Source organism: Planococcus sp. FY231025, assembly GCF_052078085.1.
Lineage (GTDB): Bacteria > Bacillota > Bacilli > Bacillales_A > Planococcaceae > Planococcus.
The window spans coordinates 12,900-30,010 of the sequence record NZ_JBQJJG010000005.1; the positions used below are offsets into that span (position 1 = coordinate 12,900).

At 51.2% G+C, this 17,111-nt stretch carries 16 protein-coding genes and 1 riboswitch; of the genes, 8 read left to right on the plus strand and 8 right to left on the minus strand.

What is annotated here, in order from left to right; genetic code table 11:
- Positions 1-101: 101 nt before the first annotated feature.
- The gene (locus tag ACTL32_RS06465; RefSeq protein WP_441340701.1) at positions 102-764 is read left to right on the plus strand and encodes an MOSC domain-containing protein; all 663 of its coding nucleotides are present in this window, start codon (positions 102-104) and stop codon (positions 762-764) included.
- A 37-nt stretch (positions 765-801) separates the two neighbouring features.
- Here ACTL32_RS06465 and ACTL32_RS06470 read toward each other — a convergent pair whose 3' ends face one another.
- Both ACTL32_RS06470 and yidD read right to left on the minus strand, forming a co-directional pair.
- Positions 802-1,812 carry a metal ABC transporter solute-binding protein, Zn/Mn family gene (locus ACTL32_RS06470; protein ID WP_441340702.1) on the minus strand — a complete coding sequence of 337 codons (1,011 nt, stop codon included), beginning with the start codon at positions 1,810-1,812 and terminating at the stop codon, positions 802-804.
- Positions 1,813-1,901: 89 nt separating this feature from the next.
- Entirely contained in the window at positions 1,902-2,132 is a 231-nt protein-coding gene (gene yidD, locus ACTL32_RS06475; protein ID WP_204890173.1) for a membrane protein insertion efficiency factor YidD, read from the minus strand.
- A 107-nt stretch (positions 2,133-2,239) separates the two neighbouring features.
- Between yidD and ACTL32_RS06480 the strand changes: the two genes are divergently transcribed.
- The 3 genes from ACTL32_RS06480 to ACTL32_RS06490 all read left to right on the plus strand — a co-directional run bounded on the left by ACTL32_RS06480 (position 2,240) and on the right by ACTL32_RS06490 (position 3,975).
- Positions 2,240-2,686, plus strand: coding sequence for a Dps family protein (locus ACTL32_RS06480; protein WP_441340703.1), 447 nt, complete (start codon positions 2,240-2,242; stop codon positions 2,684-2,686).
- A gap of 67 nt (positions 2,687-2,753) precedes the next feature.
- Positions 2,754-3,212 (plus strand): NUDIX domain-containing protein, encoded by a 459-nt coding sequence (locus ACTL32_RS06485; protein WP_441340704.1) that lies wholly within the window; start codon positions 2,754-2,756, stop codon positions 3,210-3,212.
- Positions 3,193-3,975, plus strand: a complete 783-nt coding sequence (locus tag ACTL32_RS06490; protein WP_441340705.1) for an alpha/beta hydrolase family protein — start codon at positions 3,193-3,195, stop codon at positions 3,973-3,975. The genes ACTL32_RS06485 and ACTL32_RS06490 overlap by 20 nt, the downstream gene beginning before the upstream one ends.
- Positions 3,976-4,155: 180 nt before the next feature.
- Here the strand turns inward: ACTL32_RS06490 and pckA are convergent, their stop codons facing one another.
- Complete coding sequence (gene pckA, locus ACTL32_RS06495; RefSeq protein ID WP_441340706.1) at positions 4,156-5,745, minus strand: phosphoenolpyruvate carboxykinase (ATP); 1,590 nt, start codon at positions 5,743-5,745, stop codon at positions 4,156-4,158.
- A 238-nt stretch (positions 5,746-5,983) separates the two neighbouring features.
- A riboswitch (SAM riboswitch) is annotated at positions 5,984-6,095 on the plus strand.
- Positions 6,096-6,289: 194 nt separating this feature from the next.
- Here pckA and metK point away from each other — a divergent pair.
- Positions 6,290-7,504, plus strand: a complete 1,215-nt coding sequence (gene metK, locus ACTL32_RS06500; RefSeq protein WP_204890669.1) for a methionine adenosyltransferase — start codon at positions 6,290-6,292, stop codon at positions 7,502-7,504.
- Positions 7,505-8,018: 514 nt separating this feature from the next.
- Here metK and ACTL32_RS06505 read toward each other — a convergent pair.
- On the minus strand, positions 8,019-9,236 hold the full coding sequence (locus ACTL32_RS06505) for an iron-containing alcohol dehydrogenase (protein WP_441340707.1): 1,218 nt from the start codon (positions 9,234-9,236) through the stop codon (positions 8,019-8,021).
- Between the two features lie 28 nt (positions 9,237-9,264).
- Entirely contained in the window at positions 9,265-10,800 is a 1,536-nt protein-coding gene (locus tag ACTL32_RS06510; protein ID WP_441340708.1) for an aldehyde dehydrogenase family protein, read from the minus strand.
- A gap of 177 nt (positions 10,801-10,977) precedes the next feature.
- Between ACTL32_RS06510 and ACTL32_RS06515 the strand changes: the two genes are divergently transcribed.
- Positions 10,978-11,679, plus strand: coding sequence for a response regulator transcription factor (locus ACTL32_RS06515; protein ID WP_441340709.1), 702 nt, complete (start codon positions 10,978-10,980; stop codon positions 11,677-11,679).
- A 34-nt stretch (positions 11,680-11,713) separates the two neighbouring features.
- Here ACTL32_RS06515 and ACTL32_RS06520 read toward each other — a convergent pair whose 3' ends face one another.
- Positions 11,714-12,229 carry a gamma carbonic anhydrase gene (locus ACTL32_RS06520; RefSeq protein ID WP_441340710.1) on the minus strand — a complete coding sequence of 172 codons (516 nt, stop codon included), beginning with the start codon at positions 12,227-12,229 and terminating at the stop codon, positions 11,714-11,716.
- Positions 12,230-12,326: 97 nt separating this feature from the next.
- On the opposite strand from ACTL32_RS06520, the gene ACTL32_RS06525 reads away from it, so the two are divergent.
- Together ACTL32_RS06525 and ACTL32_RS06530 are read left to right on the plus strand one after the other, a co-directional pair.
- Positions 12,327-13,136: an alpha/beta fold hydrolase gene (locus tag ACTL32_RS06525; RefSeq protein WP_441340711.1), complete on the plus strand. Its 810-nt coding sequence runs from the start codon at positions 12,327-12,329 to the stop codon at positions 13,134-13,136.
- A 21-nt stretch (positions 13,137-13,157) separates the two neighbouring features.
- The gene (locus ACTL32_RS06530; RefSeq protein ID WP_441340712.1) at positions 13,158-14,171 is read left to right on the plus strand and encodes an LLM class flavin-dependent oxidoreductase; all 1,014 of its coding nucleotides are present in this window, start codon (positions 13,158-13,160) and stop codon (positions 14,169-14,171) included.
- Between the two features lie 587 nt (positions 14,172-14,758).
- Here the strand turns inward: ACTL32_RS06530 and ACTL32_RS06535 are convergent.
- Together ACTL32_RS06535 and ACTL32_RS06540 are read right to left on the minus strand one after the other, a co-directional pair.
- Positions 14,759-16,282 carry an FtsX-like permease family protein gene (locus tag ACTL32_RS06535; protein ID WP_441340713.1) on the minus strand — a complete coding sequence of 508 codons (1,524 nt, stop codon included), beginning with the start codon at positions 16,280-16,282 and terminating at the stop codon, positions 14,759-14,761.
- Positions 16,279-17,106 carry a hypothetical protein gene (locus tag ACTL32_RS06540; RefSeq protein ID WP_441340714.1) on the minus strand — a complete coding sequence of 276 codons (828 nt, stop codon included), beginning with the start codon at positions 17,104-17,106 and terminating at the stop codon, positions 16,279-16,281. Before ACTL32_RS06540 ends, ACTL32_RS06535 begins: the two co-directional genes overlap by 4 nt.
- Between the last annotated feature and the right edge of the window lie 5 nt (positions 17,107-17,111).

Sequence of the window (17,111 nt, forward strand, 5' to 3'; positions counted from 1 at the left end):
CCGGGTTGAACCAGGAAGCGGCATTGGAGCGGACAATGAAGCTTCAAGAGTTCCAGCCTGTGTTAAAATAAGATAACAGATTCAGAGGAGAGGCGATTAGCATGGGGGAATTTGAAGGAGCAAGGATCATGAATTTTGCTGTCGGCTTGCCGGAGAAAATGGTCTATGGAGAGGGCCGTGAAATGCTGACCGCGATCCGGAAACAGACTGTCGCTGAAGCCTATCTATCCACAGAGAGCTTCGAAGGCGATGGCGTGGCCGACAAGAAACACCACGGTGGAAGGGATCGGGCAGTATGCATCTATCCGTTCGAACATTACTCGTTATGGGAAGAGCAATTCGTCCAGCGCCTTCCCGCTTCGGCATTCGGCGAAAATCTGACAGTCACTCAGATGGTCGAAGCGGATGTTTTTATTGGCGATGTTTTTCAAATAGGAGAAGCGGTGATCCAAGTGACGCAGGGACGTGTTCCTTGCCATACCATTGACCGGCGGATGGATATGGCGCCATTGATGAAAGCAATGGTGAAAACCGGTTTTACCGGCTATATGTGCCGTGTCATTGAAGAAGGGACGATCCGCAGGGATTCGGAGATTCGGCTTGTCGAGCGCGGAAAAGGAGAAGTATCCGTGCTGTATGCCAATGATGTGAATTTTCATCAATCCCGCAATGCCGAAGCCATCCGGCGGGTGCTTGAAGCTGAAGCATTGGCGCCTGAATGGCAGGACTGGCTGGAAAAAAAGCTAGTGAAATTGACGGAATGAAAAATGCGCGCCGGAAAGGAATTCCGGCGCGCATTTCTTATTTCAATACCGTTTCAAGTACTTGCAAGTTCTTTTCCATAAGGGTGAAATAGGTTTCTTCGTTATCGATGTTTTCCTGCGTTAAAACACCCAAATTGTGCATTTGGATCGATTCTGCGCCGACTTCATTCTGGATGACCTCGGTCAGGTTGGAAGAGACATTTTGTTCGAAGACAATGTATTGAATTTCCTTTTCCTTTGCCAAGTCGACAATTTCTGCGAGCTCCTTCTGGGAAGGCTCGTCCTGGCTATTAAGGCCGGCTACGGCAACTTGCTCAAAACCGTAGGGCTCTGCAATATAGCCGAAAGCCGAATGCGATACAAAGAAAGTTTTATTGTCGACGCGCTCGGACAATTCTTCAAACGACCGGTCCAGTTCCTCAAGCTCGATGATCAGCTGGGCGTAATTGCTCTCGTAGGCTTCGGAGTTTTCCGGATCTGCTTCAGCGAGATTATTCTTGATCGATTCAGCAAGATTCTGGCTAAGCACCGGGGACATCCAGACATGGGGATCGACCGTTCCGTGGTCATGCCCATCGTGCCCTTCTTCTTCAGTAGCTTCTTCTACGTGGGCTTCGTCCTCATGAGCTTCCTCTTCATGTGCATCTTCCTCATGCGGCTCGCCGGCAGATTCCAGTTCTTCGTCGGAAATGGCGTCAGCAGCTGCAACAAATTCCACCTTTTCATCTTTCAAGGTGCTTTCCGCTTTGCCGATAAAGCCTTCAAGTCCGAGGCCGACATAAAACATAAGATCCGCTTCCGCCAACTTGATCATATCCTGCTGGGTCGGTTCGAAGGTATGTTCGTTCGCGCCAGCCGGATAGATCGACTGGACTTGGACGTGTTCGCCGCCGATCCGTTCCGTGAAATACGTGAGGGGATAGACGGTTGTGTAAACCTGAAGTTTCGACTCATCGACAGGTTCCGTTTCGGCCCCGTTGTCGATTGCCGGCTCGCCGCAAGCAGCCAGCAGTAAAACCGAAGATAAAAGTGCTATAAGCTTTTTCATTGATTAACCTCCAAATAGTAACGATTACGTTTTGTGTACTCAAAGAATATTACAGGATAACGTTTCAAAACACAAGAAAAACCACCAAATTATTTTTTTGGTGGCCATTCTTCAGGGACAAAATCGATTCCGCCTTTATTGAACGGGTGGCAGCTCAAGATCCGCCGGACGGCCAGATAGCCGCCTTTGAGTGCTCCGTGCTTCTCGACCGCCTCGATCCCGTAATGGGAACATGTCGGGTAAAACCGGCAGCTCGGAGGGGACAATGGAGAGATGAACCGCTGGTAAAAGCGGAAAATCTTCAGCAATAAGGTTTTCAAAGGGGGTCATCTTCTTTCGCTAGAAATGTCGTTATGTTTATTGTAAGAGCCGGAGAGGTATAAATAAAGCATAAGAGCTTACTAATAAATTAGGAGAGTGGTTTTGGATGTCAGCAGAATTGAACAAGGAATTGAATGTACAAGTCGCAACTTGGTCGGTCGTTTATACGAAATTACATAATTTCCATTGGTATGTGAAAGGGCCGTCATTCTTTACGCTCCACGTCAAATTCGAGGAGCTGTATAACGAAGCAACGCAGCATATGGACGAACTCGCAGAGCGGCTACTTGCACTTGGCGGCAAGCCGGTGGCGACGATGAAAGAGCAGCTCGAGCTGTCGGTAGTCAAAGAGGCGACGAGCAAGGAAAGCACAGAAGAAATGGTGGATACCGTCGTTACGGATTATGACAAGATCATGAAATCCTTGAAAAAAGGGATGGAACTTGCGGCTGAAGACGGCGATGACATGACAGAAGATCTTCTAAACGCCATCCATCAGAACTTGGAGAAACATTCATGGATGTTGTCTGCATTTCTTGGTGAAAAGAAGTAAAATGAACATACTGGAGCGTACGCTGACCACTCAGTGTACGCTTTTTTTGATACTAGGAGTGAACTCGATGAGATACACAGATTTGAATGGCGTGGAATGCCGGCTGTCGTTTGCGCCGGGGGCATTCGACATACCGAGCAGGCATGTACTGGTCATTGCTAAATACCGGGGGCAATGGGTACTGACCAAGCACAAAGAGCGGGGCTTGGAATTTCCAGGCGGCAAACAGGAACCGGACGAAAGTTTAACGGAGGCGGCAGTAAGGGAAGTATATGAAGAAACCGGAGCGGTCGTATCCGGATTGGCTTGGTTCGCCGAATACGTGGTGGCCGCGGAGCCGCCGTTCTGTAAGACCGTCTTTCTCGGTGACATCGAGCGGCTGGATCGGATCGAGCAGATGGAGACAGACGGGCTTGTACTGGCAGAACGGCTGGAGCTTGGTGAAACCTTCAGCTTTTTAATGAAAGATGAAGGCATGAAAGAAATCATAAAGAAGGTGGAGCAGCTTGGAAAATGGAACGATTGAGTCAAAGAAAATCTATCCTTCCCCGAACCCGCACGTGCGGCTATCAGAAATCGTCTATTGGTCAGACGGCTTGAAAGTGAAGGGCTTGTTGGCGGAACCGAAAAAGCAGGGAAACTACAGCGGCATCCTGTATCTGCGCGGCGGCATCCAATCGATTGGCATGGTCCGCCCGGCCCGTATCGCCCAGTTTGCATCGCAAGGATTTATCATCTTCGCGCCGTATTACCGCGGCAACCGCGGCGGGGAAGGGCGGGATGAATTTGCCGGTGCGGACAGATGGGACGCAGTTTACGGCGTCGATGTGCTGAAACAATTCTGCAAAGGAAGCATCCATGTGCTGGCTTTCTCGCGGGGCGGCATCATGGCCTTATGGACAGCCGTCCTGCGGGATGACATCACCTCTGTGGTTACGTGGGCAGGGGTGACAGATACCGTGCTGACGTATAAAGAGCGGCCGGATATGCGGCGGATGATGAAGCGCCTGTATGACGGCACGCCGAATACGGCACTTTCCGCATACGAGGAGCGGAACCCCTTGCTGCGGCTTAATGAAACGGATGCGCCGTTTCTGATCATCCATGGCTTGAAGGACGAGAATGTCTCACCAGGGCAAGCCTATCTGCTTGAAGAGGCTTTGAAGATGAACGGACAGCCACACGAGACCTGGTATTTTCCGGAGTATACGCATTTCTTCCCGCCTGCGGCAAACCGCAAGACAGCGCGCGCATTGGCGGAGTGGATGAGAAGGCAGGAAAGACATTGACCGAAGCTTGCGAGGTCAAGTCTTTGCGACGAAGCTAGCGAAGCGATGCAGGAGCATGGTTTATCAGTGATAAAAAGATGGAAAAGGATTGATAAAATCTTAAAGAATCGAGCAACGACAGCGATTTGTCTGAGTTGGCACCAATAAAAAAAGCTATCCCGGAGGATAGCTTTTTTGGTATTATTTCTGGACCGGTCCGCCTTGGACACTGATGTCAGTGGAGACAGTACCGAATTTCTTGAAGTTTTCCTGGAATTTCTCTGCAAGCTCTTTCGCTTTTTGGTCGTATGCTGCTTTGTCAGCCCATGCATTGCGCGGGTTCAAGACTTCAGTCGGCACACCAGGTACTTCTTTCGGCATTTGAAGGCCGAAGACAGCTTCCTGTTCAGTTTCGATGTTGTGGAGTTCGCCTTTGATCGCTGCACGAACCATTGTGCGCGTGTAAGACAGCTTCATGCGGCTTCCGACGCCGTACTCGCCGCCCGTCCAGCCTGTGTTGACAAGGAAGACATCCGCGCCGTGCTCATCGATTTTGTCTCCCAGCATTTCAGCATAAACTGTAGCATGTAATGGAAGGAAAGGCGATCCGAAGCATGTCGAGAAAGTCGCTTCAGGTGAAGTGACGCCGCGCTCAGTTCCGGCAAGCTTTGAAGTGTAGCCGCTCAGGAAGTGGTACATTGCCTGTTCTTTTGTCAATTTGCTGATTGGAGGCAATACGCCGAATGCATCAGCTGTCAGGAAGACGATCGTTTTCGGATGTCCTGCAACAGAAGGGTAGACGATATTCTTGATTGCATGGATCGGGTAAGCTGCACGCGTGTTTTCTGTCAATGAACCATCTGCATAATCCGGCATGCGCGTTTCTTCATTCACTACCACGTTTTCAAGTACAGCGCCGAATGTGATGGCATCATAGATTTGCGGTTCGTTTTCGCGCGTCAGGTTGATGGTTTTTGCATAGCAGCCGCCTTCGATATTGAAGACGCCGTTATCCGACCAGCCGTGCTCATCGTCGCCGATCAGCTTGCGGTCTTCATCTGCGGAAAGAGTCGTTTTCCCTGTTCCGGACAAGCCGAAGAACAATGCGACATCGCCTTCTTCGCCAACGTTTGCTGAACAGTGCATAGGAAGGATGCCTTGTTCAGGAAGCAGGTAGTTCATGATCGAGAAGATGGATTTTTTCATTTCGCCAGCATACTCTGTTCCGCCAATCAAAATGATCTTTTTCTCCATCGAAACGATGATGAAAGTTTCTGAGTCAGTACCGTCCACAGTAGGGTCTGCATGGAACGTCGGAGCGTATACGACCGTGAATTGCGATTCGTGGCTCGCCAATTCCTCTTTGGTCGGACGAATGAACAACTGGTGGGCGAAAAGGTTATGCCAAGCGTATTCGTTGATCGTCTGGATGCCCAAACGGGATTCAGGGTCAGCCCCTGCATAGCCTTTGAATACGTATAGTTCATCTTTTTGCTTCATATGGTCGATCACTTTAGCGTAAAGGTTTTCGAAGACTTCAGAAGAAATCGGGCGGTTTACTGAACCCCAGTCGATTTTGTCTTTAGAAATCGGCTCTTCTACTATATACTTATCTTTAGGCGAACGGCCGGTGTATTTCCCGGTCTCGGCTTTCACCGCTCCGTCTTTAGTCAATACAGCTTCTCCGCGGGATGTTGCCGCCTCGATTAATTGTGGGACGGATAATTGGACACGGACGTTTTGGCCATTTAAAAGATCCTTTAAGTTGTTTGCGAAGTTCACTGGATTCATTTATATGTACCTTCCTTTTCGGTTATTCCCATAAAGATGGGGAGGTTGTATATTTCGTAAATTAGTATAACACATTATGGTCATTAGTCTATACTAATACCCTGTTGACACGAAAAAGTAACATATTTTCCCCATGTTGGGTGCGAACAGGTTCAATTAATAGAAGAACCTGTTTTTATTCGATTAAAATCGTTGACATCACTTTGCACTTTCCGTAAGATGGAACATTGAACGGATACTCTTATTCCGAGCTGGTGGAGGGGACAGGCCCTATGAAACCCGGCAACCTGCTGCTGCATGCAGAGAAGGTGCCAAACCTGAAGCAAGGTCTCAACCTTGGACGATAAGAGTGAAAGGTGCTTATGATGATTTCTCCTTTCCACATGCAGATGCTGGATGGGATTTTTTTATGAAATTGCCCTTAATCCTCGTGTACAAAGGCCACAACGGCTTGAAGTTCAATCCTCACGGAACGGACTTGACATGGGAAACGAGTACCGTATCAATTTCGAGAGCAATCTCGCAGGATATAAGGAGGAAACACATTTTGAAAAACCGTCGATTATTCACATCAGAATCAGTAACAGAAGGACATCCGGATAAAATCTGTGACCAAATCTCAGATGCCATTTTGGATGCCATCCTAACAGAAGATCCAAATGCACGTGTAGCGTGCGAAACAACTGTAACGACAGGCCTTGTCCTAGTGGCAGGCGAAATCACGACTACTACTTATGTAGATATCCCGAAAGTCGTGCGTGAAACAGTCCGTGAAATCGGCTATACACGCGCTAAATACGGCTTCGACTCTGAAACAAGTGCAGTCCTGACAGCAATCGACGAGCAATCGCCGGATATCGCTGCAGGTGTCAACGTAGCGCTTGAATCGCGTGAAGGGCAAATGACTGATAAAGAATTGGACGATATCGGAGCAGGGGACCAAGGCTTGATGTTCGGTTTCGCTACAAACGAAACCGAAGAATTGATGCCGCTTCCGATTTCATTGGCACATAAATTGGCTCGCCGCTTGGCTGAAGTGCGCAAAGAAGAAATCCTTCCATACTTGCGCCCCGACGGCAAAACACAAGTGACGATCGAGTACGATGAGAACAACAAGCCGCTTCGTGTGGATACGATTGTCATCTCGACTCAGCACCATCCGGAAGTGACGCTTGAGCAGATCCAGCGCAACATCAAGGAATTTGTCATCAATGAAGTGGTTCCTGCTGAATTGATGGACGAAGAAACAAAATACTTCATCAACCCGACTGGCCGTTTTGTTATCGGCGGACCACAAGGAGATGCGGGACTTACAGGACGCAAGATCATCGTTGATACGTACGGCGGATATGCACGCCACGGCGGCGGGGCATTCTCCGGCAAGGACGCAACGAAAGTTGACCGTTCAGCAGCTTATGCTGCCCGCTACGTAGCGAAGAACATCGTGGCAGCAGGACTTGCTGACCGCTGTGAAGTGCAATTGGCTTACGCAATCGGCGTAGCTCACCCGGTATCATTGGCGTTTGATACGTTCGGAACCGGAAAAGTCAGCGAAGAGGAATTGATCGATCTTGTCCGTGCGAACTTTGATTTGCGCCCGGCCGGCATCATCAAGATGCTTGATCTTCGCCGCCCGATCTACAAACAGACAGCAGCTTACGGCCACTTCGGCCGCACGGATGTCGACCTTCCTTGGGAGCGCACTGACAAAGTGGAAGCTCTTAGAGAACAGTCAGGCATCTTCAAGAACCAAGCTTAATAACAAGAAAAGACGGCCAGCGGAATGCTGGCCGTCTTTTTTAAATTGTTGAAAAAGAAATTAAATACTTGTCTCTTAATCGATATTCCGCAAAACAGCTTCGCTTGCCGCGGGCGAGCGCCAAGCCTCCTCAGTCGCTTACGCGACTTGCGGGGTCTCGGCTATCTCGCTGTCCCGCAGGCGTCTCCGCTGTTTTGCTTTATATCTCAGATAGCTCTACTAAAACGGAAAAAGCGACAAGTTTTTTAAGAGTGAAACCAGCGCCGGCGCGTCCACGGGCTAGGCAATAAAATGGCCCAAAAGCAGTTTGGGCCATTTTATTTGCGACGAAGCTAGCGCAGCGGTGCAGGAGCAGAAGGGTTTTGCTATGAGACGGGTGTCCTTCGCGGCTCATGGCGAAAGCCATGCCCTAAGCGGCCGAAGCGAGGTCTGAAGTTTATTTCGTTTATTAACTTATCTAAAGAGGGTTTCTCAACAATCTGAAAGACGGCCAGCGAAATGCTGGCCGTCTTTTTTATGTTTCCTGCGGTGATTTGATGCTCGACACACGGTGCGCGATGGCTTCGATCAACGGTGCCGGCAGCGGGAAGTTCATGGCGGCCGGATCACTTTGGACAGCGGCAATGGTCATTTCAAGCGAATCTTCCGGAATGTCATAGGAAGCGAAATCGTCCGGCAGCCCGACATCCGCTTGGAGGTCACGGATTTTTGCGACAACGTCCATCAGCAGAGTCTGCGGCGTCTTATCACGTGTATCCAGGTTCAACGCTTGAGCAAGCGCTTCGATCTTCGGCAGATACAGGTCCTGGACCAATTCGAGGACGTGCGGCAGGAACACGGCATTGGCAAGGCCGTGCGGTATGCGGAACAGCGCCCCGTAGGCATGGGCCAGGTTGTGGACAGGGATGGCGTTCAAGGCGAAACTGAACGCCGTGATGCCCATCGTGCTGGCCTGCAGCATTTCCATGCGTGCTTTTACGTTTTGGCCGTTGTGCACGGCTTCGGAAATGTTCTTTTCGAACATCCGGATCGTCTGCAGCGCGAATGCATCCGTGAAACCGGTGGCTGTAGGCGAGGCCAGTGCTTCGATGGCATGCGTCAGCGCATCGAATCCGGTGAAAGCCGTAATGAACGGAGGCAGCCCGGTCGTCAAATCAGGATCGAGAACGGCTATGTTCGCCGCAATGAACGGATGGATGATGTTCGTTTTGACGTGCTTTTCTTCATTATAGATGACGGCGATCGGCGACACTTCCGAACCGGTTCCGGCAGTGGTCGGCACCGCGATATGCGGGATCGGAATGAATTGCGCTTCCGGCCAGCTGTAGTAAGCGAGCCCGCCGGGTATGGCCTGTTTAATATCCGCCAAACCGTGGTGAAGGGCAAACTTGACGCCTTTAACCGTGTCGAGCACGCTTCCTCCGCCAAGTGCGAGGAGGGAATCGGCCGCCATTTCGCGTGCATAGCGGATGGCATGGTTCACCGATTCGCTGCCGGCATCCTGCTGGATATCGGTAAAGATGCCGACCAGTTCCGGCCCCATGCCATTATGTGCCAGGCGGAAAATATCCGCGACTTTCTCGACGATGCCAGCATCCAGCAGGCCTTTGTCGCTGAACAAAACCACCCGTTTGGCGCCAAGCCCCTGAAACAGGGCTGGAATCATCGCTCGCGTATTGGAGCCGCTGTGGATTGAAGTGGTCAAAGCGAAATTTGAATACGTAGTAATCACAGTCGTTCACCTCTTTTGTCAGATTGGGTCATTCCGATTTTCCAGGTTCTGTGAACAGCAGCCCGTACGCAACGCGCCGTTCAAGTTCAGGCACCATCGATGTATGGACATGTTTCAATTGTGTATAGGCATCCAGCGAATATTTGCCCATCTCGCGGCCAATGCCGCTTTGCTTGTAGCCGCCGAATGGTGCGTCGTTGCGGAGCATATGCCAATCGTTGATCCAGATGACACCAGCCTTGATTTTCCGCGCGACTTCATAGGCTTTGTTGACATCTCGGGTCCAAACGCCGCCCGCAAGCCCGTATATCGTGTCATTGGCCATGGCGATCGCCTCATCAATGTGGTCATAGCGGATGACGGATAGCACAGGGCCGAAAATTTCTTCCCGCGCGATTTTCATGTCTTTGGTGACATCGGCAAAGATTGTCGGCTCGATGAAATAGCCGTTTTCCAATCCTTCCACGACAGCTTCTTTCCCGCCGCAGACCAGGCGGGCACCTTCGCTGAGGCCGCTCTCGATATATTCGAGCACGGTCTCTTTTTGCCGCTGTGAAATAACGGGTCCGACGCCGGTGTTTTCATCCAACGGATTGCCGATTTTCAATGTTTTTGAAAGCGCTTCCAATCCTTCGATGACGGTATCGTAAATGGAACTTGGCACAAACAGCCGGGTGCCGGATTCGCATAGCTGCCCTGAGTGGAGGAAGACGCCGAACAGGGTGCCCGGCAATGCAATTTCGAGATCCGCATCTTCCAGGAGGATATTCGGCGACTTGCCGCCAAGTTCGAGTGTAATGTTCTTGATCGTATCTGCAGCCTGTTTCATGATGCCCCGGCCGACTTCGGTCGAGCCGGTGAATGCCACTTTCCCGACTTTCGGATGGCGCACAAGCGTTTCGCCGATTTCAGCACCTGATCCCGCCACCACATTAATGACACCGGGAGGCACGACTTCAGAAATGATTTCCGCCAGGCGCAGTGTGGACACAGGCGTATGGCTCGCCGGTTTTAAAACCAGCGTGTTGCCTGTCGCCAGAGCAGGCGCAATTTTCCAGGAAGCGATCAATAAAGGCATATTCCAAGGGGTGATTGCGGCGCATACGCCAATCGGTTCGCGCCAGACAAAATTGTGGGCAGGTCCGGGAAACAAGGGATTCGGTAATGTCTCTGAAAAAGGATAGGCTTTGACGAAATTCGCCATCTGCTGGAACAAGTCGATGATCATCATGATGTCGTTACCGGCGACGCGGCGGACTGTTCCGCCTGAGGTGAGGGATTCCAAATAGATCAATTCGGTTTTATTCGCGGCAATGGCATCTGCAATCTTATGCAGGACCTCTGCGCGCTGTGCCGGCGGCATATCTCGCCAGCCCTCTTGTTCAAAAGCGGCATGGGCTGCTTCGACGGCTTTATTGATATCTTCCGCGCTTCCTTTGGAAACTTGGGCCACGATTTCGCCGGTCGCCGGATTGAAGACTTCGAACGTTTCACCGGACGTAGCGGGTTGGCGCTGGCCGTTTATGAAATGTGAATATGCAGGCACTTCTACTTGAATAGACATGTTTCCCCTCCTAAAGTCATTGAATTTTAGCGGTTCGGCAGGTAAGATGAAACTGTAAAAGATTTAATATTCAAAAAATAATATTTGTGGAGATGCTAGACTTTCTTCACCAGTTTAATTGACTTGACGCCGGTTTCATATCCCTGAAAATGTAGGGGAATCAGAGGAGGATGCTCCATGCCCGCAAGCAGTTTGAACCTTGAACAATTTCTGGCCGAATTATCGGAAGAAAAAAACCAGGAACAGCAGATTCTGAAGAGCCTGAAGGGTTTCTTTTCATTTTTCCCTTTTTCCCGGTTATCGCTGTTTTCTTATTCGCCAATCAATTACATGAGTGAACTGCTGTTCTTCCTGCAAAGCGACGGATCCTTGTTTCCGTCCGAAAAAATAAGGGAAGATGTAAGGAATGTACCTCCGGTCTTTTCGGCAATACATAACCGGAAAGCGTCCTATATCGAGCTGAATCCGGAGAGTACATCGTTTCCGGAGAAGTACGTGGAGAAATACAAATTATCATCGCTTCTCGTCGTTCCTTTGAAGAAAGGCTCGATGGTGATCGGCTGTGTTTTGATCGACGGCTATACAGGCAAAAAGCCATTTCAAGAGCCCATGCTGAAGAAAATCGAGGAATATTTCCGGCTTGCTTTTAATTCGATTGTATCGAAGGAAGCGAAAGTCCATCACGCTAAGCTGAGCAACCGGGAAATCGAGGTGCTTGAAATGCTGTCCATCGGGCTTGGCACAAAAGAGATGGCAGATAAGATGGAAATCAGTGAGTTTACGGCAAGGGATTATATTAGTTCGGCCATGAAGAAGCTTGGCGTCCGCCACCGGGCGCAGGCGATAGCAGTAGCGGTGAGATCCGGGCTGATCTCATAGAAAAGAGCCGGCAGGATGCCGGCTCTTTATGCAATCATTTCTTTTGGAGCGATTTGTAATATGCGCCTTTTTCTGCGTATTCCCGGACAATGCGTTCCATGTCCTGCTTGTCGTCGTCACGGAGTTCGCGGACAATCTTGGCAGGCCGTCCGAATGCCAATGTGCCCGGTGGAATAATTTTGCCCTGCGGAACAAGGCTTCCGGCACCGATGAATGCACCCTCGCCGACTTCCGCGCCGTCAAGGATGATGGACCCCATGCCGACAAGGGCGCCTTTGCGGATCTTGCAGCTGTGCAATGTGACTTGATGGCCGATGGTTACTTCATCTTCGAGCACTAATGGATTGTTCGGGCTCTGGTGGAGCATGCACAGATCCTGGATATTGGTCCGGTTGCCGATGATGGTCGGGGCAACGTCGCCGCGGATAACCGTATTGAACCAGACAGAAGATTCTGCGCCGATGGTGACATCGCCAGTGACGACGGCATGGTCCGCGATAAAGGCGGAAGGATGGATGGAAGGCTGCTTGCCATTATAAGGATAAATCATGTGGAACCTCCGATGAAATGGAATATGGATATCTTCCATCCTATCAAATACGGGCAAAAGCTCCAAACAATGTGTACAGTTACAGAAAAGGGAGATGATGGCTTTGTGGAAATGGGAAGCGAAAGTCCAGCCGAAAGCAGTGATCGTGCTCGTACATAGTGCTTACGAACATCACCTGAGATATGCGTGGCTTATCGAACAATGGAGGACGGCAGGCTATCACGTCATCATGGGAGACTTGCCGGGCCATGGCAGAGGCGTGCCGGGCGGGCAGCCTCACCATGAACCGTTCGATGAATTCGAGGAATCCGTCAAGCTGGGCATCGTCGTCGCCCAGGGAAACGACCTGCCGATTTTCATCGCTGCCCACGGCCTCGGGGCAACCATCGCCATGAATGTCCTAAGCAAAAAAGCATATCCGATTGCCGGCGCGATTTTCACGTCGCCATGGCTGCATTTGCTGAAGACACCATCAAAATTGTCTTCCGCTCTTTCAGGGCTCCACCAATTGACGGCAGCAATGAAAATCGACCATGGGATAAAAATCGGGGACCTGACGCGCAATCCCGATGTCATCGAGTCGGAGAAAAATGATCCTTTCTACAGGACCCAGATGACTGTCGGATGGTATCATGATCTGCAAACCTACATGCGGAAGACAGCTTCGGGCAAAGGGAACTTCCCGGATATTCCGGTGCTATTGCACACAGGCGAAAGGGACCGGATTGCCGATAAGGAATACGCCAAACGCTGGCTGAAGGGCCAGGAGCTGAAAGATTTCAGCTATAAGGAATGGAGCGGCTGCAGCCATGATCTGTTCCAGGAACCGGAGCGCGAGGATATTCTGGCGGCGACGGATTTCTTTATACGAAGTTCGCTCCGTACGCTCGGGTATGTCGTCAATTGAGCATAGGCAAGGAGGAATAATGTGGCATTGAAATACAGTATTTTAGACCAGTCGCCGATATCGCAAGGAAGCACGCCGCAGCAGGCATTAAAGGAAACGGCAATGCTTGCCGGGCATGCGGAGAAGTGGAGCTATACCCGCTTCTGGGTATCCGAGCACCACGATGCGCCGACGCTTGCCGGGTCCAGTCCGGAAGTGCTGCTTGCCCATTTGGGTGCGGTGACAAACACCATCCGGCTGGGTTCGGGAGGTGTCATGCTTCCGCATTATTCCGCTTTCAAAGTGGCGGAAAATTTCAAGCTGCTGGAGGCGCTCTATCCGGGGCGCATTGATGCGGGAATGGGACGGGCGCCGGGCGGTATGCCGCGGGCCAGTTATGCGCTGAACAACGGCAAGCCGCGCGACGCGGCGAAGTTTCCGGAGCAGATCGACGAGCTCCGCATGTATCTGGAGGATGCCATTCCGGAAGAACATCCTTATTACGGCATGAAAGCGACTCCTGTAACCGAAACTGCACCGCCGGTCTGGATGCTCGGGTCCGGCCAAAGTTCGGCACTCCTGGCTGCAGAAAAAGGGCTGCCGTATATGTTTGCGCAGTTTATCAACGGCGAAGGCGGGCAGAGTTTCGCAAAAAGTTACCGGGACCGGTTTGTTTCTTATAACGGGAGCAAGCCGTACCAGGGCGTCGCGATTTTCGTTGTGTGCCAGGAAACCGAAGAACAGGCGGAGCGTATGGCCTCTTCGATGGATCTGGCGTTGGCGATGGGGGCGCAGAACAAGCCGTCCAAAGGGACGCCGCCTCCGGAGGAAGCGTTGGCTTATCCTTATACCAAATTCGAGCGCCTGCTTGTCGAGGAAAACCGCAAGCGCGCGATTGTCGGCACGCCGAAGGGAGTCGTGGATGCGCTTGAAAGGCTTGCTGCAGAATATGCAACGGATGAAGTGATGCTCGTGACCATTGCGTATGATTTCGAAGACAAATTGGAGTCGTACAGGCTGATTGCAGAAGAAATGGAAAAGCGCCGGACAGGCTGATCTGTCCGGCGTTTGAGCTTGTAGACAAAAGAATATTTATTTTTCGTAGTGAATGATTATGCTTGTACAAGAAGCGATACCGAATCCTCCACTTCAGGCGGACGCGTTCCGTGGGCTCGCGCCGAACTAACAAAGAACTTGTGCTCCTGCGCAAGCTCGTCGCAAATACTTGCCCTCGCAAGCTTCGGTCAAGCATTGACTGGCGTCCGAGTGGATTTCGGCACTTCGCTATCCCACTGGAGTCGCCGCCTTCCGTTCCGGATCCTGAAGCCAGCGGCTTGTACCCAGCAGGTCAAAGCAGAATCCGCATCTTACCTTATCTGTTAGATACAGGTGACGCTCCCGACCGTGCTGGCCACGAGACTCCTGTGGGCCAAGCTCGAGCTGAAGACCCTGGACTGAGCGAAGCGAATGTTTTTTCAATTTGCGACGAGTAATCGCAGGAGCAAGGGAAGCGGCTGAAGCCGAGCCCTCGGAAAGCGAAGTGGCCAGCCCGGTCGGGCTTATTCATTCTATTCAACTTAAGCAGACTTTTTCTACAGTCTGAAACGCCAGACAGTCTAATCTGTCCGGCGTTTTCTATGGGTTTATTCCCCGTAGGTTTTCAGTACTTCCTGAAGCGGGATCCGTTCGATTTTCCGGCGGCTGAGGAAAGTGCTGGCAAAATAGATGGCCAGCAGGATAACGAGCACGATCAAGATGTAGACCGGTTCAAACACCATAGGCAGCACAATGCCGTAATCCAGCGCAAAAACGACAATCAGCCGCCGAAGCACAAAAAGTGCAAGCGGTATGCTGATTAAATAGGAAATCAGGGCATACACGAAATAACTGCTCAGGATCATCGAATTCACTTCGCGCCGGCTATAGCCGAGCACTTTCAGCAAGGAGATCGCGTAATAATTTTTTTCGACCGTGAAAGAAGTGAGCACGAACAGGATGCTTGCGGCTATGATGGCTGCTCCCGCGATCAGGACATTGAACATCAGGCTTGAATAGCTGGCCAGCGCCTCCGACTGCTCCATAAACCCTTCTTTGGAAATGACGGTCTGATAAGCTTCCGAAGAAGGCGGGTCTGAAGAATAAATCCCGTTGTAAAGGCTGGGCGTTTGGCCGTCAGTCAGCAGCAGGCTCAGGGCCTCCCGGTCGATGTAAATCTTTTCTGCCGTATACTCCTCAACAACTCCCCGGACAACGAATTCGCTTTCCTTGTTATTGATCTCGACCGTCATGGAGTCGCCGTCTTTGATCCCTTGAGTTGCCCGCAAGCGTTCACTGATGACAACGCCGTTCTCTAGAGCGGAAGTGACATCCTCGCCCGATTCCGCATAAAGCCGGTACAAGCGGTTGTCCGGCGAAAGTCCTTGGAGCATGACGGTTTCATCGTTCAGCCCCGCAAACGGGTAGGACAGAAACTTTTCCTCTCCATTTTGGAGCGGAGGCGGAGCCGTTGCGGTATCCAGATAGGCTTCGTATTCATATTCGGTTTTTTCCAGATAGCCGACCGTCAATCGTTCCACTGTTCCGTCGAGCATCAAGGCAAAGAAAATCAATAAGGTGGAAAACAGGATGCCGATAAAGAAAATCAGAAAACTGCCGGTGCTCCGAATAGCCTGCAGGTATTTGAACTTTGTGGCGCCTGACCTCCCCGACAAGAGCCTGCTGACTGCACGGCTGAGGCGGTTAATGGAGGAATGGATGGGCGGGGTGAGCAGCGCCAAGGCGCGCTCGCCGAGAATCCGGTAGATGATAAAGCCGGAAACGGCGGAAAAAAACAGCAGCGGCACCAGAATGGCAGTCGCGAAAACAGACCAGCTTTGCCCGATGGCTGCCGACGGCAAAAGGTAAAAGTCCAGATACAGAGATTTCAGCGGTTCAGCTGCCAGCCATCCGAACACATAGCCGATCGCAAGCATGACAAGGGCGAAAGCCGATATTGCCAATAAATAAGGGGCCGCGATTTTGGACCGGCTATAGCCGAGCGCTTTCAATATGCCGATCTGGCTCCGCTCCGCATGGAGCAGGTTGAAGATCATGATCGATACGATAATGACCGCGATTGAAGCAATGAACACACTGAGACCGAGCGACACCGTCTTGCCTTCGTTCAATTCGCCGTATACGGCGCCGCTGCGCGCAGTTTTTCGGTGGCGGCTATTTGCGCGACAAAGGGAAGTGCTGCTCTGTCAAACGAGGTGTCCAACTCTTCTGTATCCGGAAGCGTCCCTGCAAGTCTGAAGCTTTCAGGAGCATTGAGTTCTTCGTAGGCTGAAGAAGGGAAAAGCAGCAGCGCTTTAAGGCCGGCATCGATATTGAAGCTGTCATCGAACATCGGCAGCGTGTAATCCGGAAAAAGCACAAATCCGGTAATCGTATAATCTTTGCCGGCGATTGGCAACGGCCCGCCGATCTGCAGGCGGTTTTTTTCTGCATAGATTTTATTGACAGCGATTTCCGTGGGGCTTTCCGGCTTGCGTCCTTGTTCGATAAAGGAGAGGTTGATCCGTTCGGCGTCTTTGGCAGCCAGAGCAGTATGGCTTTCGCCGCCGAGTGTGTAGTTGGCAATCTTAAACTCCCGCAATTCCAAAGATGAATTGGGGTACTCGCGATTGAAGTCTTCGATGCGCCGGTCCATCAAGCGCTGAAAAAGCCCGGGATCGGCCCCTTTGATTCCGCTCAACGAAAAAGCCCCATGGGACAGGTAAGCTGCCACTTCGGGATCACGCACTTCATTTTCCGAAACCGTATTCAGCATCTCGACCGAAAAATCCTCCTGGTTGGCTTCTTCAAGGTAGCGTTCCGTCGGTTCTTCGATGCCGCTGATGCCATAAAACATCATCGTATACGTGAAGGAACTGAGAATGATGATGATGCCGATGGCGGCAAGCTGCATCCATTTTCTGCGAAAAGCCCTGATCACATTTTTCAGCAGCATCTGGA

Bases quoted from the DNA above. Each gene is read 5' to 3' on its own strand.
- ACTL32_RS06515 (WP_441340709.1), top strand. From the start codon at position 10,978: ATGCCCGCAAGCAGTTTGAACCTTGAACAATTTCTGGCCGAATTATCG.
- pckA (WP_441340706.1), bottom strand. From the start codon at position 5,745: ATGAATCCAGTGAACTTCGCAAACAACTTAAAGGATCTTTTAAATGGC.
- ACTL32_RS06470 (WP_441340702.1), bottom strand. From the start codon at position 1,812: ATGAAAAAGCTTATAGCACTTTTATCTTCGGTTTTACTGCTGGCTGCT.
- ACTL32_RS06525 (WP_441340711.1), top strand. From the start codon at position 12,327: ATGGCTTTGTGGAAATGGGAAGCGAAAGTCCAGCCGAAAGCAGTGATC.
- ACTL32_RS06540 (WP_441340714.1), bottom strand. From the start codon at position 17,106: ATGCTGCTGAAAAATGTGATCAGGGCTTTTCGCAGAAAATGGATGCAG.
- ACTL32_RS06510 (WP_441340708.1), bottom strand. From the start codon at position 10,800: ATGTCTATTCAAGTAGAAGTGCCTGCATATTCACATTTCATAAACGGC.
- ACTL32_RS06480 (WP_441340703.1), top strand. From the start codon at position 2,240: ATGTCAGCAGAATTGAACAAGGAATTGAATGTACAAGTCGCAACTTGG.
- ACTL32_RS06520 (WP_441340710.1), bottom strand. From the start codon at position 12,229: ATGATTTATCCTTATAATGGCAAGCAGCCTTCCATCCATCCTTCCGCC.
- ACTL32_RS06485 (WP_441340704.1), top strand. From the start codon at position 2,754: ATGAGATACACAGATTTGAATGGCGTGGAATGCCGGCTGTCGTTTGCG.
- ACTL32_RS06465 (WP_441340701.1), top strand. From the start codon at position 102: ATGGGGGAATTTGAAGGAGCAAGGATCATGAATTTTGCTGTCGGCTTG.